The organism is Chryseobacterium urinae, assembly GCF_030518295.1.
Taxonomy (GTDB): domain Bacteria; phylum Bacteroidota; class Bacteroidia; order Flavobacteriales; family Weeksellaceae; genus Chryseobacterium; species Chryseobacterium mucoviscidosis.
The window spans coordinates 1-24,995 of the sequence record NZ_JAULSJ010000021.1; the positions used below are offsets into that span (position 1 = coordinate 1).

Annotated in this window: 22 protein-coding genes; 16 read left to right on the forward strand and 6 right to left on the reverse strand. The window is 33.3% G+C overall.

The window, feature by feature from the left end:
• The first annotated feature begins 231 nt into the window (after positions 1-231).
• From QWT87_RS13625 to QWT87_RS13635, 3 genes are all read left to right on the forward strand, one after another.
• A complete protein-coding gene (locus tag QWT87_RS13625) occupies positions 232-690 on the forward strand; it encodes a DUF1801 domain-containing protein (protein WP_302716528.1) in 459 nt (152 codons plus the stop codon).
• Between the two features lie 76 nt (positions 691-766).
• Complete coding sequence (locus tag QWT87_RS13630; RefSeq protein ID WP_302716529.1) at positions 767-1,324, forward strand: YiiX/YebB-like N1pC/P60 family cysteine hydrolase; 558 nt, start codon at positions 767-769, stop codon at positions 1,322-1,324.
• A gap of 610 nt (positions 1,325-1,934) precedes the next feature.
• Positions 1,935-2,246, forward strand: a complete 312-nt coding sequence (locus QWT87_RS13635; protein WP_302716530.1) for an NIL domain-containing protein — start codon at positions 1,935-1,937, stop codon at positions 2,244-2,246.
• Between the two features lie 361 nt (positions 2,247-2,607).
• Here the strand turns inward: QWT87_RS13635 and murA are convergent, their stop codons facing one another.
• The gene (gene murA / locus QWT87_RS13640; RefSeq protein WP_302716531.1) at positions 2,608-3,915 is read right to left on the reverse strand and encodes a UDP-N-acetylglucosamine 1-carboxyvinyltransferase; all 1,308 of its coding nucleotides are present in this window, start codon (positions 3,913-3,915) and stop codon (positions 2,608-2,610) included.
• A gap of 2 nt (positions 3,916-3,917) precedes the next feature.
• A complete protein-coding gene (locus tag QWT87_RS13645) occupies positions 3,918-4,586 on the reverse strand; it encodes a DUF4290 domain-containing protein (RefSeq protein WP_302716532.1) in 669 nt (222 codons plus the stop codon).
• Between the two features lie 191 nt (positions 4,587-4,777).
• Here QWT87_RS13645 and QWT87_RS13650 point away from each other — a divergent pair, with 191 nt between their 5' ends.
• Entirely contained in the window at positions 4,778-6,214 is a 1,437-nt protein-coding gene (locus QWT87_RS13650) for an alpha-amylase (RefSeq protein ID WP_302716533.1), read from the forward strand.
• An 82-nt stretch (positions 6,215-6,296) separates the two neighbouring features.
• Here QWT87_RS13650 and QWT87_RS13655 read toward each other — a convergent pair whose 3' ends face one another.
• Together QWT87_RS13655 and QWT87_RS13660 are read right to left on the reverse strand one after the other, a co-directional pair.
• Positions 6,297-6,710: a thiol-disulfide oxidoreductase DCC family protein gene (locus QWT87_RS13655; protein ID WP_302716534.1), complete on the reverse strand. Its 414-nt coding sequence runs from the start codon at positions 6,708-6,710 to the stop codon at positions 6,297-6,299.
• 11 nt (positions 6,711-6,721) lie between these two features.
• Positions 6,722-7,183, reverse strand: a complete 462-nt coding sequence (locus tag QWT87_RS13660; RefSeq protein WP_087712380.1) for a heme-binding domain-containing protein — start codon at positions 7,181-7,183, stop codon at positions 6,722-6,724.
• Between the two features lie 333 nt (positions 7,184-7,516).
• On the opposite strand from QWT87_RS13660, the gene katG reads away from it, so the two are divergent.
• The 3 genes from katG to QWT87_RS13675 all read left to right on the forward strand — a co-directional run bounded on the left by katG (position 7,517) and on the right by QWT87_RS13675 (position 11,824).
• Complete coding sequence (gene katG / locus QWT87_RS13665; RefSeq protein ID WP_302716535.1) at positions 7,517-9,796, forward strand: catalase/peroxidase HPI; 2,280 nt, start codon at positions 7,517-7,519, stop codon at positions 9,794-9,796.
• A gap of 136 nt (positions 9,797-9,932) precedes the next feature.
• Positions 9,933-10,487, forward strand: coding sequence for a hypothetical protein (locus QWT87_RS13670; RefSeq protein ID WP_302716536.1), 555 nt, complete (start codon positions 9,933-9,935; stop codon positions 10,485-10,487).
• 95 nt (positions 10,488-10,582) lie between these two features.
• Positions 10,583-11,824 carry an IS5 family transposase gene (locus tag QWT87_RS13675; protein ID WP_302716537.1) on the forward strand — a complete coding sequence of 414 codons (1,242 nt, stop codon included), beginning with the start codon at positions 10,583-10,585 and terminating at the stop codon, positions 11,822-11,824.
• 75 nt (positions 11,825-11,899) lie between these two features.
• Here QWT87_RS13675 and QWT87_RS13680 read toward each other — a convergent pair whose 3' ends face one another.
• Positions 11,900-13,633 carry a helix-turn-helix domain-containing protein gene (locus QWT87_RS13680; protein WP_185208462.1) on the reverse strand — a complete coding sequence of 578 codons (1,734 nt, stop codon included), beginning with the start codon at positions 13,631-13,633 and terminating at the stop codon, positions 11,900-11,902.
• 248 nt (positions 13,634-13,881) lie between these two features.
• On the opposite strand from QWT87_RS13680, the gene QWT87_RS13685 reads away from it, so the two are divergent.
• From QWT87_RS13685 to QWT87_RS13725, 9 genes are all read left to right on the forward strand, one after another.
• Complete coding sequence (locus QWT87_RS13685; RefSeq protein WP_076390943.1) at positions 13,882-14,100, forward strand: hypothetical protein; 219 nt, start codon at positions 13,882-13,884, stop codon at positions 14,098-14,100.
• 1 nt (position 14,101) lies between these two features.
• Positions 14,102-16,270, forward strand: a complete 2,169-nt coding sequence (locus QWT87_RS13690) for an outer membrane beta-barrel family protein (protein ID WP_302716538.1) — start codon at positions 14,102-14,104, stop codon at positions 16,268-16,270.
• A 99-nt stretch (positions 16,271-16,369) separates the two neighbouring features.
• Complete coding sequence (locus QWT87_RS13695; protein WP_165796729.1) at positions 16,370-16,525, forward strand: hypothetical protein; 156 nt, start codon at positions 16,370-16,372, stop codon at positions 16,523-16,525.
• A 69-nt stretch (positions 16,526-16,594) separates the two neighbouring features.
• The gene (locus QWT87_RS13700; RefSeq protein ID WP_302716539.1) at positions 16,595-17,884 is read left to right on the forward strand and encodes a hypothetical protein; all 1,290 of its coding nucleotides are present in this window, start codon (positions 16,595-16,597) and stop codon (positions 17,882-17,884) included.
• Between the two features lie 19 nt (positions 17,885-17,903).
• Complete coding sequence (locus QWT87_RS13705) at positions 17,904-19,193, forward strand: hypothetical protein (RefSeq protein ID WP_302716540.1); 1,290 nt, start codon at positions 17,904-17,906, stop codon at positions 19,191-19,193.
• Positions 19,194-19,204: 11 nt separating this feature from the next.
• Positions 19,205-19,570, forward strand: coding sequence for a hypothetical protein (locus QWT87_RS13710; RefSeq protein WP_302716541.1), 366 nt, complete (start codon positions 19,205-19,207; stop codon positions 19,568-19,570).
• On the forward strand, positions 19,571-21,778 hold the full coding sequence (locus QWT87_RS13715; protein WP_302716542.1) for a peptidase domain-containing ABC transporter: 2,208 nt from the start codon (positions 19,571-19,573) through the stop codon (positions 21,776-21,778).
• 321 nt (positions 21,779-22,099) lie between these two features.
• Complete coding sequence (locus tag QWT87_RS13720) at positions 22,100-23,563, forward strand: tyrosine-type recombinase/integrase (RefSeq protein ID WP_302716543.1); 1,464 nt, start codon at positions 22,100-22,102, stop codon at positions 23,561-23,563.
• Between the two features lie 479 nt (positions 23,564-24,042).
• A complete protein-coding gene (locus QWT87_RS13725; RefSeq protein ID WP_302716544.1) occupies positions 24,043-24,339 on the forward strand; it encodes a hypothetical protein in 297 nt (98 codons plus the stop codon).
• 31 nt (positions 24,340-24,370) lie between these two features.
• Here the strand turns inward: QWT87_RS13725 and QWT87_RS13730 are convergent, their stop codons facing one another.
• Complete coding sequence (locus QWT87_RS13730; RefSeq protein ID WP_302716545.1) at positions 24,371-24,958, reverse strand: recombinase family protein; 588 nt, start codon at positions 24,956-24,958, stop codon at positions 24,371-24,373.
• Positions 24,959-24,995 lie beyond the last annotated feature (37 nt).

The following is a 24,995-nucleotide window of genomic DNA, read 5'->3' on the forward strand; positions in this document are numbered from 1 at the left end:
TTATTTATAATCGCCAGCTTTAAATAAACAATTAGTTCATCTTTTACGACTTTTGCGGTTAAATAAAATGTGTAAACAGATTTCATAACTAAAAATCCTTCGTGAGCTTTGTGTTCAATTAAGCATCAAGGTTAAAACCTGTGAATCAAAAAAGTTAAAACAAAATAATTCATTTAAAATCCTGTTCCGCTAAATTTTTGTTAATTTGGAGAATTATTAAAACTGAAAAATATGCAGATTCCATCCGTTTCCGTTGATGATTATATTTCCCAGATTCCCGAAGAAAGACAGGAAATATTCAGAAAAATGTATCAGACAATTAACGATAATTTACCCGAAGGTTTTACGCAGGGTTCAAGCTACGGAATGATCGGTTGGGCGGTTCCTTTGGAAACGTATCCCGACGGTTATCACTGTACACCCGGATCGCCTTTGCCTTTCATCAGCATTGCTTCCCAGAAAAATTTCGTTGCGTTGTATCACATGGGAATGTATGCGAAACCCGAACTGCTGAACTGGTTTGTAGAAGAATTTCCGAAACATTCCAAAAAAAAGCTGGATATGGGGAAATCCTGCGTCCGCTTCAAAAAAATGGAAGATATTCCGATGGAATTACTGGCAGAAATGAGCAAAAAAATGACTGTTGAAGAATGGATTGATATTTATGAAGCCAATTTTAAAAAGAAATAATTTTTTACTGAAAGTTTTTACGTTTTTTTTCCTTTTTGTCCTGATAATTGGGTGTAAAAACTCACAGATTTCAGGTTTGAAGAACGGAGATTTGCTTTTTGTGACTGCAAAAGAAACGGGACTTTCCGGGGCAATCAATAATGTCACTCAAAAGCAGAAAAATGCTTCTTTCGACCACATCGGTATTGTGGAAAAAAGTAAAGACGGAATTTTCGTGCTTCACGCCGCTCCAAAAGGCGGTTCGCAGAAGCAGGAGATAAAAGATTTCCTGAAAGATCAGTCCAAAGAAGGACAGCGGATTATAGTATACCGTCTGAAATCCGAATACCAGAAATCGATTCCTTCTGCGCTTGAAAAGGCAGAATCGATGGTAGGTAAACCTTACAATTTCAATTATATTCTGGACGAAAATTCCTATTACTGTTCAGATTTTATAGAAAGAGCTTTTCGGGAAGATCATATTTTTAAGCTGGAACCAATGACCTTCATCGATCCGAAAACAGGAAAAACAAATGCTTTTTGGGAAGAATTCTATCAAAAGAAAAATCTGAAAGTTCCCGAAGGTGAATTAGGATGCAATCCGAATGGTCTGGCTGCTTCTCAAAAACTGGAAAGAGTGATGGAACTTAAATAAAACATAAATTATATTAAAGTTGATATAAGGATATAAGAAGCAAAACCTTATATGAAAGCTTTGTGTTAGTTAGACAAGCGAATTAGCATTGTCTGGCTTAATAGTACTTCAAATTACTATTTTCTTTGTTTTCTGCTATAGATCTATTTTGAAAATGAAGCATTTGAATCCATTTAAATCCAAATTTTGTTTAAACTTTTTTATAAATAAAAATATTCTTGTTGGAAAACGCAAAGACGCGAGATTTTTATTAGTCTCAAATCTTTAAGGCGCAGGAAAATCAAAGAATTTCAATAAGGATTCATGCTTAATTTTATCGTAGATAAAATCTTTGCGCCTTAAGACGATGTAGTATTTAATGATATTTTGCGCCTTTGCAATGTTTAAAATTAAAAGAGCTTTAGCCTTTTTTGTTATTGGAAAGATCAAATGGTTTTAACCGAAAAATAAACATCAGAAAAAAATTTGATTAAAATTAAAAAATATTACCCTACTAATTTTGTAGACTAATATTTTTTTATATTTTTGTCAGACAATTAGCACAGAGCAACAGAATATTAAATCTGAAAAAAAAGTTTTCTCTGAAAGTTTAACCCTAAAATGTTGAGTTATGGTAACACCAAATCCGGGACTACAGGTTTTACAAAATCAATTAAACATTCCCAAAAAAGAATGGATACTGGAAATAGAGCTGAATGGTAAAATGAAATTCGAACATTTAATGAATACCATTTATCATCAGTTCGGGATCTGTCATAAAGTGTTATCCGCTAACGTAGAATATGTGGAGGGAAGAAGTTTCGGGACGGTTCAGTTATATATTAATGTAAGCTCAGAAGATTTTAATCAGTTAGAGTTTTATCTGGAAAAAAATAAGCTTTTGAGTACCACGGTAGAATATACGTGCAGAAAATATACTTAAGAAATTCATATAGTTTTAATTACAACAAACGACCGTTACATTTTTTGTGACCGGTCGTTTTTATTTTTTGTTGAAATTAAGAACCTTTTTAAATTTTTATAATTATTTTTTTTGGTGCAGGGTTTAATTCATTTTTTTACATCTTATTTTCAGAAAGCAAAGTCAAATAAAACTTGCTTCATGAAACCTGAAAACGCCGTTTGATCAAATCAACTTTTTGATTACTCTTTGTTTGCTTTATAATTAGTAATGTAAATATAATTTTGGAATGATGATTTTTGAATATTTAATCAAATTTAAACAGTTTCTAAAGCTAAAAAAAGACCACTCAAAAAGTGGTCTCTGTATTTTAAAATAAAAATTAAATTCTCTCAATATCCGCTCCGATTGCTTTCAGTCTTCCGTCGATATTTTCATAACCTCTGTCGATCTGTTCGATATTGTGGATAATAGATTTTCCTTCCGCGGAAAGGGCAGCAATTAAAAGAGCATTTCCTGCTCTGATGTCAGGAGAAACCATCGTCGTTCCTCTCAGCGGAGTTTCCTGATTTAGCCCGATTACCGTTGCTCTGTGCGGGTCGCAAAGAATAATCTGCGCTCCCATATCGATCAGTTTATCTACGAAGAACAATCTGGATTCAAACATTTTCTGGTGAACCAGCAGACTTCCTTTTGCCTGCGTTGCCACCACCAGAATAATCGATAACAAATCCGGAGTAAATCCTGGCCAAGGTGCATCGGAAATCGTTAAAATAGATCCGTCGATAAATTTCTGAATTCTGTAATTTTCCTGCGCCGGAATAAAAATATCGTCATTGCTCTGCTCAAGCTGAATGCCCAGTTTTCTAAATGTATTCGGAATAACACCAAGCTGGTTCCAGTTTACGTTTTTAATGGTGATTTCAGATTTTGTCATAGCAGCAAGACCAATCCATGAACCGATTTCCACCATATCCGGAAGCATGGTATGTTCCGTTCCGTGAAGATGAGAAACCCCTTCGATGGTTAATAAATTGGATCCGATTCCTGAAATATTGGCTCCCATTCTGTTCAGCATTTTGCAAAGCTGCTGAAGATACGGTTCGCAAGCCGCGTTATAAATTCTTGTTTTTCCTTTTGCCAAAGCGGCAGCCATCACGATGTTGGCTGTTCCTGTTACAGAAGCTTCTTCAAGCAGGATAAACTTACCGTTGAGTTCTTTCGCTTTTAATGAATAAAAGAATTCTTCCTCATCGTAATGAAATTCAGCACCCAGTTCTACAAGTCCCTGAAAGTGAGTGTCTAGTCTTCTTCTTCCGATTTTGTCGCCTCCCGGAGTCGGCATATACGCTTCACCGTATCTCGCCAACATTGGTCCCATTAACATGATTGAACCTCTCAGTTTTGCGCCGTCTTTTTTAAATTCGTTTGATTTTATATAATCAAAATTTACTTTATCAGCTTTGAAAGTATAATCGCCGTGTCCGTTTTTGGTAACCTGTACACCAAAGTCGCCCAGAATCTCAATTAATCGATTAACGTCGTGGATATCGGGAATATTTTTAATTCTGACTTCCTCATCTGTCAACAAAACACCACAAAGAATCTGAAGAGCTTCGTTCTTAGCTCCCTGTGGAGTAATTTCACCTTGCAGTCTTTTTCCTCCTCTTATTTGAAATGTTCCACTCATATCTACTTTCTTTTATTATGATTGTTGTTATTATTGTTGTTGTGCCTTCTTTTGTTGTTCTGGTTGTTTCGGTTGTTATTCCTGTTATTATTGTTGCTATTTCGGTTATTATTATTGGTCGTGTAATAGATTTTGCTCTTTTCAAGAGAATCTATTCCGGTAAGATCCAGCCTGTTTTCCGAAAGTTCTTTCAGGTGACGGAAGATTACATCGTCCGTTACGTGTTCTTTATTATAGACATTGTAAGATTTCTTCATATTGTTGGCAATCACCTCGATCAAAGCTTCTTTTTCGTCGCCCTGTTCAAGTTCGATGGCTTTTTCAATTAACTGAAGAATACTTTTCCCGTAAAATTTAAAATCACCCTGAAGTTTTGGATATTCCATTCTCTTCGGTTTTTCTTCAAGTTCTTCTTTCGTAGGAAAAGGGTAGGGAGAATCTACATCCAATTCATGATTGGCTAAAATATAGAGATGATCCCAAAGTTTATGTTTATAATTTTCTTCGTCTCGCAGCTGCGGGTTTCTCTGACCCATAAAATCAATGATCGCCATTGCCATTTCGCTTCTCTCTTCTTTTGTAGGAAGCTCTTTACAACGTTCAACCAACTGTTGTATAATTCTGCCGTATTCCGGCAAATGAAGCTGAGTTTTTTGGGTATTGTATTCCATAGTCTGCAAATATATGGAATAATGGAAAAATTGTACCGAAAATCTTAAAAGTTTATGATTTTTTAATGAATCTTCCGAATAACGATTTGAAGGGATTTGTTGGATAAAATTAAAATTATTTCACTTGGTTTAGAATTTATTTCAATAAAATTGTATTTTAGTTGATACTTTAATAATTTAAAATTTTTAACATGAAAAAAACACACATTTTACTCTCATTGCTGGCTTTAGGCATTCTGAGTTCTTGCCAGAACAATGATGAGATCGTCACTGAAGACTCTAAACAGTTAGAGATTCATGATAAAATTGTGAATGTCACCAATCATGACGGGCGCCCTTTCAGTACAGGAGCGGGAGTTTCTTCCACCTCAAAATTTGTTGCCGGACCGGGTGGAAGTGTCCTTATGCAGGGATTTTACTGGGATGTTCCGGATGGCGGGAACTGGTGGAATACCGTAAAAACCAAAGTAACCGACTGGTCGAATGCAGGAATTGGAGCGATATGGCTTCCTCCGGCTTCAAAAGCCCAGAACGGAGCCTATTCTATGGGTTACGATCCCACGGATTATTACGATTTCGGAAATTTTAACCAGAATGGAAGTGTGGAAACACGTTTCGGATCAAGAGCGGAACTGGAAGCTCTGATTACAAAAGCTCATGACGAAAATATGCAGGTGTACGCCGATATTGTCATCAATCACAACAGTGGTGGTCAGTCGGAAGCGAATCCTTACACAGGAACCAGTACCTGGACAAATTTTTCGGGAGTAGCATCGGGAAAATTTCCAAGAAATTACAACGATTTTTACAAAAATTCTTACGGCAATAATGATGAAGGTGCTTTCGGCGGTTTTCCGGATCTTTGCCATGCCAATCCTTATGTGCAGAGCTGGCTTTGGGAAAGGGATGATTCTGTTGCTAAGTATTACAAAAACGTCATGAAGTTTGACGGATGGAGATTCGATTATGTAAAAGGTTTCGGACCATGGGTGGTTAATAAATGGAATGCAAACGTAGGTGGATTTTCTGTGGGAGAATTATGGGATTCTAATGTAAATACGCTGGAATGGTGGGCAAATAATGCCAACAGTTCGGTTTTTGATTTTGCAGCCTATTATAAGATGGATGAAGCATTTGATAACAATAATTTGAATGCTTTGAATGATGATATGATGTGGAAAAGAAATCCTTTTAAAGCGGTGACTTTTGTTGCCAATCACGATACAGACATCATTTACAATAAAATGTTGGCGTATGCTTATATTTTAACGCACGAAGGATATCCTACGATTTTCTACAGAGATTACGAAGAATGGCTAAACAAAGAGCGATTAAACAACCTGATCTGGATTCACAATAACAAAGCTACCGGAACAACTTCTATTTTATATACGGATAACGACGAATACATTGCAAGAAGAAACGGCTACAACGGAAATCCGGGATTGGTAGTTTACATCAATAACTCTTCAACGTGGCAGGAAAGATGGATTCAGACGAACTGGGCAAGTCAGCAGATTAAAGATTTTACAGGAAGTTCAAGCTGGTATCCTACAACGCAGGGCGACAAATGGGTGAAAATTCAATGCGCTCCGAAATCTTATTCTGTCTGGTCTTTGAACCAGTAGGATTCGACAATTTAAAATGAAAAGACTGCTTTTTTGAAAAGGCAGTCTTTGTTTATTCGTGAGAAACGTAATTTAAATAAAATCAAACCTCTATAAATTTTTTCCTTTCATCCGGAGTCGGCAGATAACATTTCTGATTTGCCAGTTTCATTCTGTTTTTTGAAATCAGATCATAAATTGTATCACTGAAAAATCGGGGAATTATTTTTCCGATGGCTGAAAGCTGATAAATTCCGCCTAAAATATTGGCAATTTGCAGAACCGCGTTGGATTTTTCAAGATAATAATGATTTGGTTTCCACAAATAAAGCGTGTTGAAGACTTCCGTATTTAGTTTTCTTTCGGATAAAAATGTCTGTCCGAAATCCGATTGCAGGGAGGCAAAAAGAAATCTGTTGTTGTGATCTCTTTTAAGAATCCACTGTACCCAGAAATTGCAGACTCCGCAATCGCCGTCAAAAAATACAATATGTTTCCCCATCCATTTTTCCTCCATGATTTTTGGTTTTAAAGAGCCATTTTTCTTTCGGTTTCCGCTTTTTCTTTTTTGAAGTAATCTACTAATATTTTTCTTTGCGCATCGGTAAGTTTCGCATCCTGATGTCCGATATAATACGATTCCAGAGGCATTTCTTTCTTTTCGACCATCTCTATGCATTCATCAAGCTTATGAACCTGCTGTTTGGGAAGATAAGTCGCAAAAGTAGAGAAATTAAGCTCTTTTCTACCTTCATCAATATGGTTTTTCAGAATCCATGAGGCAGGAGCGATATTAGAATACCACGGATATCTGGATTCGTTGGAATGGCAGTCATAGCAGGAATTATTAATCAGTTGTGCCACTTCGGGCTGTGTGTTTTTGATCTTTAAAAAATCCATTCCGGGAGTCGGAGCCGGATTGGTTTTATCAATTGGGAAAAACTGGATGATGATAAAAGCGACAAGAATTACAACCAATATTTTTTTCATTGCTAAAATTTTATGTTTTCTGAATAGATAAAGGTACTTAAATTTCAGATAAATAAAAAGGATAAAATTCAGGAAATCTCATCACTGTCTTGAATTGTTCTAAATATGATTTTTAACTGCTGAAGATTATTTAAATTAAAGTAAAAAATGCTTAACTTAATTGAATGATTAATTTTTTGGAATTGTAAATAGCTGCAAAACAGTATTTTGATTTAAATTATTGTTTTTAACTATCGTAAAAATTTTTTCAATAGATTGTATTTATATAATAACAATGGTAAGTTTGTATTGTTCATTCAGTAAAACGTAAAACAACATAAAAATTTAAACAATATGGAAAATACTTCAGGAGACATCAGCAAATGCCCTTTTCACAACGGAACGATGAAAAAAGAAAATGTTGCAGGAGGCGGTACTAAAAATATAGACTGGTGGCCGGATCAGTTAAGAGTAGATATTCTTCGTCAGCATTCTGATCTGTCTAATCCGATGGAGAAAGATTTCAATTATGCAGAAGCTTTTAAAAGTCTGGATCTGGAAGAAGTAAAAAAAGATCTTCATGCTCTAATGACGGATTCTCAGGATTGGTGGCCTGCAGATTTCGGACATTACGGACCTTTGTTTATCCGTATGGCTTGGCACAGCGCAGGAACGTATCGTGTAGGTGACGGGCGAGGCGGAGCAGGAGCAGGACAGCAGCGTTTTGCCCCTTTGAACAGTTGGCCGGACAACGTAAGTCTGGATAAAGCGAGAAGACTTCTTTGGCCCATTAAACAGAAATACGGGAAGAAAATTTCCTGGGCAGATTTAATGATCCTTACCGGGAATATTGCCTTAGAATCTATGGGATTCAAAACGTTCGGATTTGCGGGAGGTCGTGAAGATGTTTGGGAACCGGATCAGGATGTATATTGGGGAACAGAGAAAACATGGTTGGGCGGAGATCTTCGTTATGCACACGGCTCAGACGGGGTGGTGGAAAACAGAGGAGTTCTTCCTACTGATGATAATGCAGACGGAGATATCCATACAAGAAATTTAGAAAAACCTTTGGCTGCGGTACAGATGGGACTTATTTATGTAAATCCTGAAGGTCCGGACGGAAATCCTGATCCTATTGCAGCAGCAAAAGATATTCGCGATACGTTTGGAAGAATGGCAATGAATGATGAAGAAACTGTTGCTTTAATTGCGGGAGGTCACACATTTGGTAAAACGCACGGAGCAGGACCAGCAGATCATGTAGGAGAAGAGCCGGAAGCAGCAGGAATTGAAGCGCAGGGATTCGGGTGGAACAGTACCTATAAATCCGGAAAAGGACCGGATGCTATTTCCAGCGGACTGGAAGTAACCTGGACGGAAACTCCGACGGAATGGAGCAATTATTTCTTTAAAAATCTTTTCGAAAATGAATGGGAACTTACCAAAAGTCCTGCAGGAGCGCATCAGTGGGTTGCCAAAAATGGTGAAGAAATTATTCCGGATGCTTTTGATCCTGATAAAAAACACAGACCGACAATGCTTACAACGGATCTCTCGTTGAGGTTTGATCCTGTTTATGAGAAAATTTCAAGAAGATTTTATGAAAATCCGGATGCTTTTGCTGACGCATTTGCAAGAGCGTGGTATAAACTGACACACAGAGATATGGGACCAAAAGCTCGTTATTTAGGGCCGGATGTTCCTGCGGAAGAATTAATATGGCAGGATCCTATTCCGGAAGTGGATCACGCGTTAATCAATAATTCAGATGTTGAAGCTTTAAAATCAAAAATTTTAGATTCAGGTTTAAGTGTTTCAGAATTGGTTTCTACAGCCTGGGCATCGGCTTCTACATTCAGAGGAAGTGATAAAAGAGGAGGTGCAAACGGGGCGAGAATTCGTCTGGCTCCACAAAAAGACTGGGAAGTAAATAATCCGGCACAGCTTCAGAAAGTTTTAACTACTCTTGAAAATATTCAGAAAGAATTTAACGAAAATCAGACAGGCGGTAAAAAAGTTTCTTTAGCAGACCTTATTGTTCTTGCAGGAAGTGCTGCTGTTGAAAAAGCGGCAAAAGACGGAGGTTATCCGGTAATCGTTCCTTTTGCGCCCGGAAGAATGGATGCTTCACAGGAACAGACGGATGTAGAATCTATGGGATATCTTGAGCCTGCAGCAGATGGATTCAGAAATTATTTAAAGAAAAAATTCTCGGTTTCCACAGAATCATTACTGATTGATAAAGCGCAATTATTAAATCTTACAGCTCCTGAACTTACCGTACTGATCGGAGGAATGAGATCTCTTAATGCGAATTTCGACGGATCTTCTCACGGTATTTTTACACAGAATCCGGGAGTACTCTCTAATGATTTCTTTGTTAATTTATTGGATATGAGTACCCAGTGGAAATCAGCTTCGGAAGATAATGAACTTTACGAAGGAACAGACCGAAAAACAGGAGATAAAAAATGGACAGCCACGAGAGCGGATCTTGTTTTTGGATCGAATTCTGAATTAAGAGCTATTGCAGAAGTATACGCAAGTTCTGATGCTAAAGAAAAATTTGTGAAAGATTTTGTTTCAGCATGGGTAAAAGTGATGAATCTTGATCGATTTGATTTAAAATAATTTAATTATTTAACATAATATTTGAAAAGGCAGCCGATATGGTTGTCTTTTTTGTGTTCTAAATGTAATTTTATTGATTTAAAATTAGGATTTGTGTAATAAAGATATATTTTTGTTAAAAAAAACAAACTCTAACATGATAAGAAAATTATTTCCTGCCTTACTATTGGTAGGTTCTTTTAGTTACGCTCAAATCGGTATCAACAGTGAAAATCCAAATGCGACATTGGATGTTATTGGCAATCCGGGAGATCCATTCAAATTTGACGGGATAATTGCCCCGAGAATTACAGGAGATCAATTGAGAGCAAAAAATTATACTGCATCACAAAACGGAGCAATTGTTTTCGTTACACAGGAAGATATAGCTCCTGCAGGACAGACCATAGATGTTACGGCTTCCGGATATTACTATTTTGATGGAAGTTTCGGGAAATGGATCAAGCTGATTTCTGCTGTAGCTTCACAAAAAATCAGGACATTATCAACCGGAACTGTTGCAGACGACGATTATACCGTTTTAATATCGGGAGATGTTACTTTACCATCTGCAACTTCGTCGAACAGAGGAAAGGTCTATCAACTCATCAACGATACTGCAGGAAATGTAACGGTAAATGGATTATTCAGGATCAACGGAGGTACTTTTTCTAACTATGGATTAAATAGTCATTCCTTAAAATCGGGATAATATTTTGATTTTCATTATAATGCCTTAAAAATATGGTTAAAAGGATTGTGAAAAATTGCAATAAATCTTATTTTTAGGGTATAGAAAGTGGCAAAATGTTAGGAAAAATAAAACAGGATTTACAGCAAGATTTATTCAAGACCAGACTTACCGAGCTCATTAATATGGAGCATCCGTTGGTAAAATTAGCCCATGAGATTTCTTGGGATAAAATGGAGTCAGAGTTTGAAAATTTATTTTCAGAGGGAGGAAGACCTTCTATTGCGATTCGCAAAATAGCAGGAATGCTTTTGTTGAAGGAGATGTTTAAAGAAAGCGATGAGAGGGTTGTAGAACGATGGATTGAGAATGCTTACTGGCAATATTTCACCGGAGAAACCTTTTTTCAGACCGAACAGCCATTTGACCCCAGCAATTTTGTACATTTTAGAAAGAGAATTGGGGAGAAAGGTTTGGAATTCCTTTTGGGACAAAGTGTTTCCCTTCATCCGAAAGCCAAAAGAGAAGATGAAGTTCAGATAGACACCACCGTTGGGGAAAAGAATATTACTTTTCCTACGGATGCCAAACTGGCAAAAAAGGTGATTGATAATTGCTGTAAAATAGCCCAAGAAGAAGGTGTTGTACAAAGACAAAGCTACAAAAGAGTAAGCAGACAATTGCTTCGGACTGCCTATTTCGGGCACCATCCCAAAAGACAAAAGGATACTGGGATGGCAAGAAAAAAGCTCAGAACGATTGGCAAAAGGGTGCTTCGGGAATTGGAAAGGAAGCTCCCGGTAAGCGTTTTAAAAGACTACGAAGAAGTTTTTAAAATTTACCTCAAAGTACTCACTCAAGAACGCAACACGAAAGATAAAATTTACAGTCTTCACGAACCACAGGTTGCCTGTATTGCGAAAGGAAAATCGGGAAAGAATTACGAGTTTGGGACAAAAGTGGCGGTAGTACGAGGTCGGAAAACAGGCATCATCAGTTCCGTAAAAAGATTTTCCGGCAATCCTCACGACAGCAAAACCTTGGAAGAATCATTGGCACAAAGTGAGCGGGTAAGAAAATCAATTGGAGGAACAAGACCTACGAAAGCAGCCACAGACCGAGGATTTAGGGGAGTAAAAGAAGTAGAAGGAACAGCAATTTTGCTTCCCACAAAAAAAGAGAAAACAAAATATGGGCAACAAGTAGCCAGATTAAGATTCCGGGCAAGAGCAGCAATAGAACCTTGTATCTCACATTTAAAAAGAAACCACTCCTTAGGATTAAACTTCCTTAAAGGAGTGGCTGGAGATATTAATAATGCCTTATTAGCCGGGATTGGATATAATGAAGTCATTTAAACTTTTTTCTTTGGAAAAAAGTTTAAATGACTTCATTATATAAGCTTTAGTGGCTACAACTTAATCTTAAAATATTTACGATACTCTTTTTAGTCTTATCTCCTCTTTTCGTTTTTTGAGAAAATCAGCAGGTCGAATGCCATTTTGTTCATAAAATAAATTTGAAAAACTTTGCCGATTGCTAAAACCACAGGCAAGTGCTATATCTTCTACAGAGTATTTTTGCCAAAGTTTATTATTGTATATTTTTTCTGTTGCGTAATCTATTCTTAATTTATTGATATAAGTATTGAAATTACAGCCCTGATATTCATTCATAAATTGTGAAATATAAGTTGCATTGGTTCCAAACTCTATTGCAAGTTTTCCAGCAGTAATTCCTTTTTCAAGAAAGCCATTATTTTTTTCAAAATCAGAGAATTTACTTTTAAGAAGCTGAATTGTTTTTATTTCTATCTTTGAGTTCTTTTCGGTAAGTTTATTAAGATCTGCATTTTCTTTTATTTTTGTATTCTTTGAACTGATTTTTTCTAACAGCTCCTCATATTTAATCTGAATTTCTTTTTTCTTTCTCAGCCAATATGCTAAAAATAATATAAGAACTAAAATTACGACGAAGCTTAATATGAGTAAAAACTTTCCGAAAGAATTGGTTTTTTCAAGATTTGATTGAGCTTCAAGTAAAGATTTTGTATCGTAGTCTCGGTGTATACGATTGGAAAGATATTTAAAATCAGTGGAGATGATGCTGTCTGCTTTTAGCAGTTGCTTGGTATAATATAATTCTTCTTTTGGTTGGTTTTTATTTCTGTGAAATGTAATAAGTTTTTCGTAGTTGTTTCTTAATTCAGGAAGAATAAATTGGTATTTATTGAAGATAGAATCTACTTTCTTATAATCAGAAAGAGCTTTTTCAGTATTTTTTAGTTCATCATAAGCAGATCCCCGATAGTAGTAAATGACAGATGCAAAGGTGTAATCATTAATTTTTATGAATTCAGGCAATGCATTGTTAAATATTTGAATAGAATTTTGATAAGATTTTTTATTAAATTCTGTAATAGCTTCACTTTTATAGAAATAACTTTTTTCGAGATTGAAAAAAGGATCTTTTGGAAGAGCATCTAATCCTTCTTTTATAAGTTTTTCAGATTCAGTATAATTTCCCAGTTGCTGATAACAGACAATCATTTGGTGTAAGCAATTGAGATAGCCTTTTTGATGATTCTTGATAAGATTAGGGTGTATACTTGTTTTTATTTTTGATTTAAAATATACATTACATGACTTAAATAATTGTAATGCTTCTTCATAATACCCCAGATAGCTTTTTACAACACCAATATGGTATAGATTTTGGTATTTTAGAAATTCATCATCTGTATTTTTTGTATACTCATATGCCTTCAAATATTCATTCAGAGCTGGTTGAAATTTTCTGTAGGTAAAATAATATACCGCTCCTTTACTTATATATGAACTGCCAATAAGATCAGAATTTCCAGATAATTTTGCAGCAGAAATAGCACTGTCTGCATATTCTATTTTTTTGTTTGGTGAATATCTTATAGCATCATCATAAGCCTGAAACAATTCTGCATAATTTTTTTCTTTTTTTGCTCTAGATATATAAATGTTGAGATAATGAAAAGCTTTTTGATCATTCTCTTCATATATCCAATATTTATTTCTTAACGCAGAATAATAATCCTGTGCTGACAGTTGACAGATTGTAAAAAAAACAAAAAAGCTGAAAATAGTTTTATTCATTCCTTTTTTAATTTGTTTTTCATGGAATTCTTTTTTCACTTCAAATGTAATTATTTTAATATAATAAAAGTTTATATGATATAAAAATGTTTTTACTGATGAGAATAAATCACTGATGATTAGAGTAATAAACAGGGGAAATGTAAAAATTATAAAAAATATTACGTAATAATTTTTATAATCTTACCCACAACTGTTTGTGAAACAGGATGTACTCTTTTAATATTGCTAAAAATAATCGATGACTTTTGGTCGGAAATTATCAACCAAAAAAATATTGAAAAAGTATGAAATTCAAAATCACTATAATCTTACTTGGGCTTTTTTGTGTGTTGTTAAATTCTTGCAGGGAAACTGAAGATCTAAATTATCCAAATACTGTTTCAGATAATATTACTCTACAAAAGGATAGTAAAAAAGAAAAAGACTCTAGTGAAAACCAAAAGGATCCTCCAATAAAAGGAACTCACTGGAAAACTCAAAGTGTAGGTTCCGCTGAAAAATAGAATGAAAAAACATACATTACTTTTTTTATTAATATCTGTCTTTTCTTTTGCTCAGGACTCGATCAATAAGATTGTAGAAAAGCAAATAGAGCAAATAGAAATTGTTACAAAGAAAAAATTGATTGAAAGAAAAATCGACAGATTGGTATTTAATGTTGAAAATTCAATTTCTGCAACGGGGGGAGATGCGCTTGATGCCTTAAAAGTAACACCTGGAATACGCGTGCTCAATGACAAAATTTCGATGATAGGTAAAAGCGGAATGATTGTGATGGTGGATGATAAAGTAATAAAACTCTCAGGAGATGATCTTATCGGTTTTTTAAAAACAATACCATCAGACAATATTAAAAGTATTGAAGTAATTACAGTGCCGCCGTCCAAATATGAAGCACAAGGAAATAGCGGGATCATTAATATAAAGCTTAATAAAGTAAAACAAAATAGTTGGAACAGTTCAGTGAGAAGTACTTATACACAAACCACTTATCCTGCGGGAACTATAGGAGGGAGTTTTAATTATAACAAAGATAAAATTTCTATTGAATCTGATTTGGGGTATACAAACGGATCGATTGCTCCCAGCTATAATACAACTTTCTTTTATCCCAATCAGATATGGAGAGAAGTAAATACAAACAGAAACTATTACGATTTGGTTCGTGGAAAATTGGGTGTAAATTACAGATTTTCTGACAAGTTTAATATTGGTGTACAGTATATGTCCAGTAATAACAAGAAAAGAAATTTAGAAAATGATTATTCAACCATAACAGATAATATTAGTAATTCTATTGACTCCTTAATCGTTAATAAAGCTGAAAACAGAATAAGAAATAGATTTAATACTGTAGATTTTTATTCCGTTTATAAATTAGATACGCTGGGTAGAAAAATTTCAGCAAATTTTAACTATTTGAAATTTAAAGATACACAAGACAGGATTTTTAGCTCAAATAATTTGTTGGCAAACAATATGGTAATTCCCAATTCATATTATTCTGCCAATAATATTTCAAAACAGAATATTGAAAATTATTCGGCAAATGTTGATGTGGATTTTCCGACTAAGTTCGCAGATTTTATTTTTGGTGGGAAAGTTTCTTTTACAAAGAATAAAACAGATCTGGCTTTGTACAATCTTAGTTCAGGAAGTTCAATATATGATGCTGCACAGAGTAATCGGTTTGTTTATAAAGAAAATACAGAAGCTCTGTATTTTTATGCCAGCAAAAAATTATCCGAGAAATGGGAAACCCAGCTGGGTCTAAGATTTGAAACTACACAAACTGAGGGGAATTCAATTTCTTTGGATAAAATAAATAAGAATAATTATTCTAAATTATTTCCAACATTTTATCTTACATATACTCCTGATGAAAATAATATTTTCTCATTTAACTATAGCAGAAGATTAGATAGACCCAATTTTGAGGATTTAAATCCATTTAGATTATATAATAACAAATATCAGTATTCTGAAGGTAATCCCTTTCTTCAGCCAAGTTACAGTCATAACATGGAGTTGAGTTATACTCTTAAAAATAATTGGACAAGTAAGCTTTACTACTCTAAAATAATAGATGGTTCAGGCGGTATTATTTTGATAGATCCAGTGAATAATAATTTACAGGCAAATATAATTTTAAATTATTTGAACTCACAAATCATAGGTCTTTCAGAATCGTATACATTAAACTTAAAAAAATGGTTTCAAAGTTATAACAGTTTTGATGTGTATTATTCTAATTCAAAATCAACAGTGCCATATATAAACTCTAATGTGGACGGATTTAATTATAACCTGACTACCAATAATACTTTTAGTCTTAATAAGGAAAAGACCGTTTTATTCGGACTGAATTATTCTTACAATTTTAAGGGAGTTTCGGGAGTAGACAGAATTTCCGCATACAGCCAGCTTGATGTATCATTAAAATTTTTGTTTTTAAATAAAAATCTGAGTCTTGCAATTATTGGAAATGACATTTTAAAAAGCAGTATCATAACCCAGACTTCAATAACCAATAATTATCAGATTATATACAAAAACTATGAGGATATAAGGTTTTTAAGGCTGTCATTAGTTTACAAATTTGGTAATAAAGATATTAAAAGTACTCAGATAGAAGGAAGTAACGAAGAAGAAAAAAACAGACTTAAAAAATAAACGCATAAACAAAGACCAACGAGGGTATAAAACAGAACGTTAAAGTTCTGGTGTCTTTAAAAGTTTGCCGATTGTTTAACCCATTAAAAAATTAATAACATGGAAAAGAAAAAATTCAATGCCAAAGATTTTTTGAATGTTAGCACTTTATCACCGCTTGAATCTGCAGAGATCAAAGGTGGTATGGCTGACACTATTAAAACTGTAAGAACAGTTAAAACTGTTGTAGATGTAGTAACAACAGTAACAAACTAAAAACTAAAGTTTTTACAGCTAAAGGCGGTGGAAAATCCACCGCCTTATAAAATTTAAAAACATATAACTATGAATACAGAGATATTAGCAGAAATAAAACCATTTTCTTCGGAATGGTGGGATTTTTTCCTAAAAGAAAATGGAAACTTTACAGAGACCAAAGTATTTAAAGATGTAATAAATGATGCGGATGTTGTTCTTTTAAATGAAGAAATAGTTAAAATTCTACAAGAATTATATTTATTAAAAACAAATAAGTATGGTTTTAGAATATACTTAGATGGGAAGGAACAGGATAATACTTTTATGACCAATTTATTCGAAAACCACGCGCCTTTTGATAATGAAAATATTACAGAATATTTTAATAGAGTGTTTTCAGATAAGAAATTTGGAATGATCATTAATCATACTGAAAAATTTTCTGAAGAATTAGCTCGTAATGTATTATTAAAAATACAGCCCTTGCTCGATAAAGTAGGTATTCCTCTAACAGGATTAAGTGCTCACATACTAATTGGAAACTACGGATGGACTCCTTTAGGGATTCATCAGGATACCAGAGGCGAAAATGTTATTCATTTTCATCTGGGCCCTGGTCCTAAAATTATGTACAATTGGAACGAGGAAGATTATAAGGAACTGACCGGTAAAAAAGATAATAATAAAGATGTCGAACCACTTTTACCATACGCAGAAAGTTATCCCTTTGAAACAGGAGATCTCTATTATATGCCTTGGAATAAATACCATATAGGCTTCTCTGACCAATTTTCTGTAGGACTTACAATTTGGTTTAACAATCCTACAAAAAGGAATTTTACTACGGCAATTCTAGATGCCTTTCATCTGCAGCATCTTAATGAGGATGACGAAATTTTAAGCCCGAATAAGGACAAAGATATTGATTTAACGTTTGAAAATATTAAATCAGTACTAAATCTCAATGAAAATCTAAGAGGACTGACTTTTATTGATTTATTAAAGTATCTCCACAAAGAGTATAAATTAGCGATTTTAAGCAACGGGGGATGGGCGAGTATTCCTGTGACCTTAACTGATAAAATCAAGTATGAAATTGATAATTATGAAATACTGGATAATAAGAAAATTATCACTCCATATCCCTTTAAAACATTTTATGAAAAAATAGATGATGAATTGGTGATTTTTGCAAGAGGATATAAGGTGAAAATTAGATATCATGATGAGCTAATAAATATAATTGATAAATTAAACCAGAATAAAGAAGAACTGGTAACGGATTTACTCAGTAATTTGATAGTTGATTGGCCTGTAGAAGCTGGTTTATACTTTTTATCGCTCCTTTATGACAAGAGAGCTATTAATATTATTTAAACTAATCAGTTGAAATAAGATGGAACAGGCAATTATCGAAAAAGTAGAATCTTTTTCTGCGGAGTGGTGGGATCATTTTTTAGAAGATAGTGGGAATTTTACTAAAACAAAAGTATACAAAAATGTAATTTCTAATAATGATATTGATATATTAAAGAACGAAGCAGTAAAGATTTTACAGGAGATTTATACTCATAGAACTAATCAGTATGGGTTTAGAGTGTACATAAAAGGTGAAGAACAGGATATAAACTATATATCCAAACTTTTTGATGCTCCACCAACTGAAAAAGAAACTTTGGAAAGTTATGCCGAAAGAGTTTTTGAAAAACAAAAATTCGGAATGATTATTAATAGAACTGAAAAATTTTCAGAGAAAGTTTCACAGAATATTTTATTAAAATTACAGCCTTTACTGGATAAAGTAGGAATACCTTTAACAGGACTGGAAATGACTCTGTTTGTAGGAAATTACGGATGGACACCTTTGGGTATTCATATTGATATTAAGGGCGAGAATATAATGCATTTTCATCTTGGACCTGGTCCAAAAATAATGTATAATTGGGAGGAAGATACATATAAGGAGTTAACTGGCAAAAAAGAAAATAATACAGATATAGAACCACTTCTGCCTTATTCGGATGCATATCCTTTCGAAATGGGAGATTTTTATTTTATGCCATGGAATAAGTATCATATAGGATTTTCTGATGAATTGTCTATCGGATTTATAGTTGGATTTAACAATCCTACAAGAAAAGGTTTTACATCTGCAATTTTAAATTCTATTTCTCAGCAATATTTAAATGATAACAAACAAATATTAAGTCCGGATAAAAATGTAGAAGTTGAAGATTCATTTAATGCCATTGAATCAGTAATTAATTTAGATGAAAATCTTAGACACCTGTCTTTCATGGATTTGATGAAGTACTTACACAAAGAATTCAAATTAGCAATTTTAAGTAATGGCGGATGGGCAAATATCCCAATAACCTTAAATGATAAAATAAAATATGATGTAGATAATTATGAAGTACTAGAGAATAAAAAAATAATTACTCCTTATCCATTTAAAACATGTTATGAAAAAATTGGAGATGAGCTGGTCATGTTTGTGCGAGGTTATAAAGTAAAAATTAAATATCATGATGAATTACCTGGTATCATTGATAAATTAAATAGAAATAAAGAGGAGGAAGTAACGGATTTATTAAGTACTTTAACGCAAGATTGGCCTGTAGAAGCCGGCTTATACTTTTTATCATTACTTTATGATAAAAGAGCAATTAATATCATCGAATAACAAAATAAAAAATGAAAAAAATAATACTTTTAATACTTATGACTGCATTATCAAATTCAGGAACAGCCCAGACAAAAACTACCAGTAGTACAAAGTCTTCCGAAAGCTATAGTTATTCGACTTCTTTTGATGCAAAGCAAAAAGAGTCGATACTGAACTATTTAAAAAAAGAGCTAGGCAAAGAGTATAAAACAACGAACCAGAAGTTAGTATGGTCAAAGATTAGTGATCTTGAAACTAAAAATGACAAAACGTTTGTTAAACTAGAAGGTAATGAAATTGAATTAAATTATCAAAGTAAAAACGATTTATTGAATCCCCTTATATTGAAAAAACTGAAAAAAATATCTGATTTTATTGAATCAACCAACAAATAAATGAAATTTATTCCTCAGTATAATATCATGGACTGTGGTCCGGCTTGTCTGGCTATGATTGCCAATGAGTATGGAAAAAAATATACTCTGAAATATTTAAGAGAAAAATCATTTCTTACAAGAGATGGAGTATCTTTATTAGGAATCAGCGAAGCGGCGCAAAGCATAGGATTTGAAACAGTAACAACAAGAATAAATTTAGACCAGCTTTTAGATTTACCTACACCCTGTATATTACATTGGGATCAAAACCATTTTATAGTTTTAGAAAAAATAAAAGGATCCAAAAAAGGCAATAAGTCTTTTTTTAAAAGAGGCTTATTGTTTAAAATTGTTGATCCTTCCTATGGCATATTATACCTCAAGGAAACTGAATTTTTAAAGCATTGGATTAGCAGTGACAACAAAGGTGTTGCACTATTTCTCAATCCTACAGATGCTTTCTATGAATATTCTCCACCTGCGGAAAATAAAATAAATATCAAATATTTAGCAGGAATTTTATTTCAGCATAAAAAACAGTTTTTGTGGATGTTATTATCTTTGCTTTTAGGCAATTTAGTAAACATCGCTTTCCCGTTTTTAACGCAAAATCTTATAGACAAAGGGATTACGGACAAAAATCTGTCAATTGTTCAATTGATACTTTTTGCGCAGATCAGCTTGTTTCTGGGAGCTATGACTGTTGAAATCATTAGAAACTGGCTGGTTTTAAAAGTAGGAACAAAAATCAGCATAACAATTATTTCAGACTTTCTAAGAAAATTATTACAGTTAAAAATAAAATTCTTTGATACTAAAATGATGGGCGATTTCACTCAAAGAATTCAGGATAATGAAAGAATAGAAAATTTTTTAACTTCACAGAGTTTAATCACTATTTTTTCCATTATTTCATTTTGTGTATTTTTTGTGATTTTGGGATATTACAACTACACAATACTGTTCATTTATTTGCTTCTTACAGTTTTAGCTGTTTGTTGGTCTGCATATTTTCTGAAGAAAAGAAGCATACTCGATTTTTATAAATTTAAATTAAAAAGTGAAAATCAAAATGCCATCTATGAGATTATAAATGGTGTAACAGAGATGAAGCTAAATCAGTTTCAGGATTTTAAGAATAAAGAATGGCAGAAAATTCAGGATAAATTATTACAAATAAATGCAAGAGTTCTGAGGTTAACTCAATTTCAGATCGGCGGTTTTGAAATAATCAACCAGATTAAAAACATTATTGTAACCTATATATCAGCTGTTTGTGTGATAAAAGGAGAAATGTCATTAGGTGAGCTTATGGCAATTTCTTTTATATTGGGACAAATGATCTCTCCTCTTAACAGTATTACAACATTTTTTTATTCTCTACAGGATGCCAAGCTTAGTTTGGAAAGACTCTCCGAAGTTCAGTATCATGAAGATGAAGAAAATGAAAATTTAATCCCTCTTTCAAAAACATCTTTATTAAATAATCAAGGGATCAATATTAATGATGTTTCATTTCAATATGAAGGTCCTAAATCTCCATTTGTTCTTAAAGATATTAGTTTTAAAATTCCGGAAGGAAAAATAACGGCAATTGTCGGCGCAAGCGGTAGTGGAAAAACCACTTTAATGAAACTGCTTCTGAGATTTTACGAACCAACAAGAGGGGAACTTTTCTATAATTCTGAAAATATATCAAAAATTTCCCCAAAAAGTTTACGGGAAAATTGTGGTGTCGTAATGCAGGACGGCTTTATATTTTCAGATACTATTGAAAGAAATATTGCCACTGGTGATGAGGAGGTAAACAGAGAAAAACTTCAAAACGCAGTAAAAATAGCAAATATCGAAGAGTTTATAGAAGAGCTTCCCTTAGGATATAATACCAAAATCGGAGCATCAGGAAATGGTATTTCTGGTGGGCAAAAACAAAGAATACTTATTGCAAGAGCTGTTTATAAAAACCCTCATTACATTTTTTTTGATGAAGCTACTTCTGCACTTGATGCCGAAAATGAAAAAATCATCCATGACAATTTACAACAGTTTTTCAAAGGAAAAACAGTTTTAATCATCGCACACCGTTTAAGTACAGTGAAAAATGCCGATCAGATTATTGTTTTAAAAAATGGAAGAATTGTAGAGCATGGAAATCATCAGACATTGGTTGATAATAAAGCAGATTACTATAATCTGGTAAAAAACCAGCTGGAGTTGGGCAGCTAATTTATATAAATTAAAATTCTTTAAAGATCAATACCTTTTTGATGAAAAGCAGTCATAATTAATATCAATAGCACAAAACATTTTTATATACAAAAAAACCGTTAATTTGATAATTAACGGTTTTTGTAGACCCACAGGATATAACATATTGTATTTGTATGCCGTTTATAAGATTTAACTTTCTATTTAGTATACTGATAAACATCTGATTAAATTTTATTTGATGCAATTAAATTTAAATGCATTTAAAAATTAGGGTGACCAAAATGGTGACCTATTTTCAAATTTTCCGTATATTTGTTATATGAAATTTTTTATTTTATGGCAGTAGCAAAGAAGTACAGTAACGAAACAGGAAGCGTTAATTTTAGATTGAAAGAACCTGCAAAAGAAATTTCCCGAATCATGGGGCGATATTCCTTTAAAGCTTTAAAAGTCGATTTTTCAACAGGTCTGAAAATTGCTCCAAGCAATTGGGATGCCGATTCTAAAACTGCCACATCTGGCGGAGATAAAAGAGAAATCAACCAAAGACTAGATAAATTTAAAACGTCCATTGTAGATGCTCATAAAAGTTTCAATGAGCATTATAACCGTATGCCGACAAAGGAAGAATTAAAAACCATTATTGATAATGCAATGGCAGGTAAGGAACTTACGACTGTGCAGAAAAAGAAAAAATCTTTTGATGATGTATTTCAGGAGTTCATGAAAGTAGCTGAACTTAAAATTATACGTGCTGTTACATCAGGTCAAAAACCCCTGCACAGAAGTTATGTATCATCTTTCAGAGTAATGTATCAGGATTTAAAAGATTTTGCCAATGAAAATAATATCTTTCTTGATATTGATAAATTTGATGAGGTGCAGTGTTTGGAGTTTCAAAATTGGTTACTTGATACGGAAAGAGTAAAATCATTAAATACACTCAAAACCCGAATCAAAAGATTGTCTGCTATACAAAAACGTGCATTTGAAAAAGGTTACACAGATAATAGAAGCTATATGCAGGATGAATACAAGGTTAAAGTACCGCCAACTTTCCACACTGTTTTAACAGAGCCTGAAATCAAAATATTGTATGAATATGATTTTTCTGATACTCCGAGATTAGAGAGAGTTCGGGATTTGTTTGTTCTTGCCTGTCATACCTCGCTCAGATTCGGAGATATTACACGTATTGAGGGCGGACATATTGACCATGGCTGTAAAACAGTCAACATTTTATTGAAAAAAGGTTCAGGAGTAGACAATTATAAAACAGTGAATTTCTCTTTTTTTGGCTATGCAGGTGAAATCCTAAGTAAATATAATGATGATATTAAAAGTATAGCCATATCCAACCAAAACACAAACGAATACCTAAAAGAATTATTTAAGGCTGTACCGTATTTCAAAGAAAAAATAATCACACGTGAACGCCCAACTAATGAGGGAGTAGTGTTTGATAAAATTAATTTTGCGGATAAAATAGCGTTTCATGATTCTAGGAGAAGTTTTTGTACCAACCGATATATAGAGGGTTGGGATTTATTAGAAATATGGCAATATACGGGTCACACAGATGAATCCGTTTTCAAAACGTATTTCAAACCGACCTTCGAACATGAGCAGATTAGAAAGGAAAGTATCAAAGCCAGAAATGAAAAATTACAAAAGGCAGATTTACAGACTAAAGAGATTGAAGTACTGAAAGCCCAAATGCAAAAAATGCAAGAACTTATTGAAAGTGGAAACATGGAGCAGTTAGCCGAAATCATTAACATTAACAAAAATATTTCTTAAATACTCCAAAGAAATTAGTAATTGTAAAAATACCATTTTAGACATATAGAATATATAAGGAGCTGGGATTTTCAATATTAGATTTTAGCTCTTTTTTTGTGCCTTTATTTATTGTAATAATAAACAATTCAATTTTCAGGAGTGGATCACGCTTTAGTTTTGATACATCTATCCTTTGATTGCTTTTTCAATACATACATCATTGAATAATCAATCATACATACAAAAACACTTATACATACTTCAAGAGCCTGAGATCTATTACACTTGCATAAATCAGACTCTTTTTATGAGCATTCAAAACTTTAAAAATTGCGAGATATTATTATTTTGAAAGAGCAACAAGCCACTAAATAAAGTACAAATAGCTCCTTTTGCACTACTTTTAGATGTATTGATAGTGATAATTATATTTCTTTGAGTACATCCCATAATCTATTGATAAAAATTATATATTTGAATTATTATAAAACAAAATTATGTCACAATTATTACTCGAAGTAGTTCAAACCTCAATTACATTTCTTGAAAAATCACGCGCAACTCCAGATGACAATATTTTAGTATCGGGAATCCTAAATGTTACTAAAAATCCTGTATTACTAAGAGATACCGAAAATGGTTATCGTATTGGACAAATGAAATTACTTCTTGAAACTTATAACGAGGAACTATTAAATGGTAGCATCCTTGATGCTAAATCAAAATCAATCGTAAATAATCTCTATGAAGAGTTAATTGGAATTCTAAAGTCTTACATACCTGTTGAGGATTAATTAATTTAATTGGGAGCAGTACAAAAGTAACTCAAATATTATTTTTAACCTTTTGTACTGTTCCTATACTTACGTTGCAAATTTTTGCTGTATCTCTGATAGAATTTCCTTTCTTTAGGCTCTTTATAACTTCTTTATACTTGGATAAAAAGTCTTCTATACTTTCCGTAGAACCTTTCTCACGTCCTTTGTAAATCCCTTTAGCTTTTGCAAGTGCAATGCCCTCTCGTTGACGCTCTAAAATGGTTTCTCGTTCCATTTCGGCTATGTTTGCCATAACGGAAATAATAAGTTTGAAGGCTTGATTTTCCTTCCCTTTTATAAGGCTTTCTAATCCGAGATTATCCACTTTGAGAATAACGCCTTTTTCTTTGAAAAATTCCAAAGTCGTAAGAATGTCATACAGGTTTCTTCCGAGCCTGTCAATTGAACTTACCGAAACGTAATTAATCTCATTATTTTCAATTGCTTTTATAAGTTCCTTTCCCTGCTCTCTATCCTTAAAGGGAGTAGAACCGCTAACAATATCAATAAAAATCTTTTCGCCCTTAGCTTGTTTTTCTTCCTGTCTTGCGGTGTTCTGCGCTCCTGTTGAAACTCTTATATATCTTGCTTTCATAATTGTAAATTGTTATAAAGCACCCTGCAATTAAGCA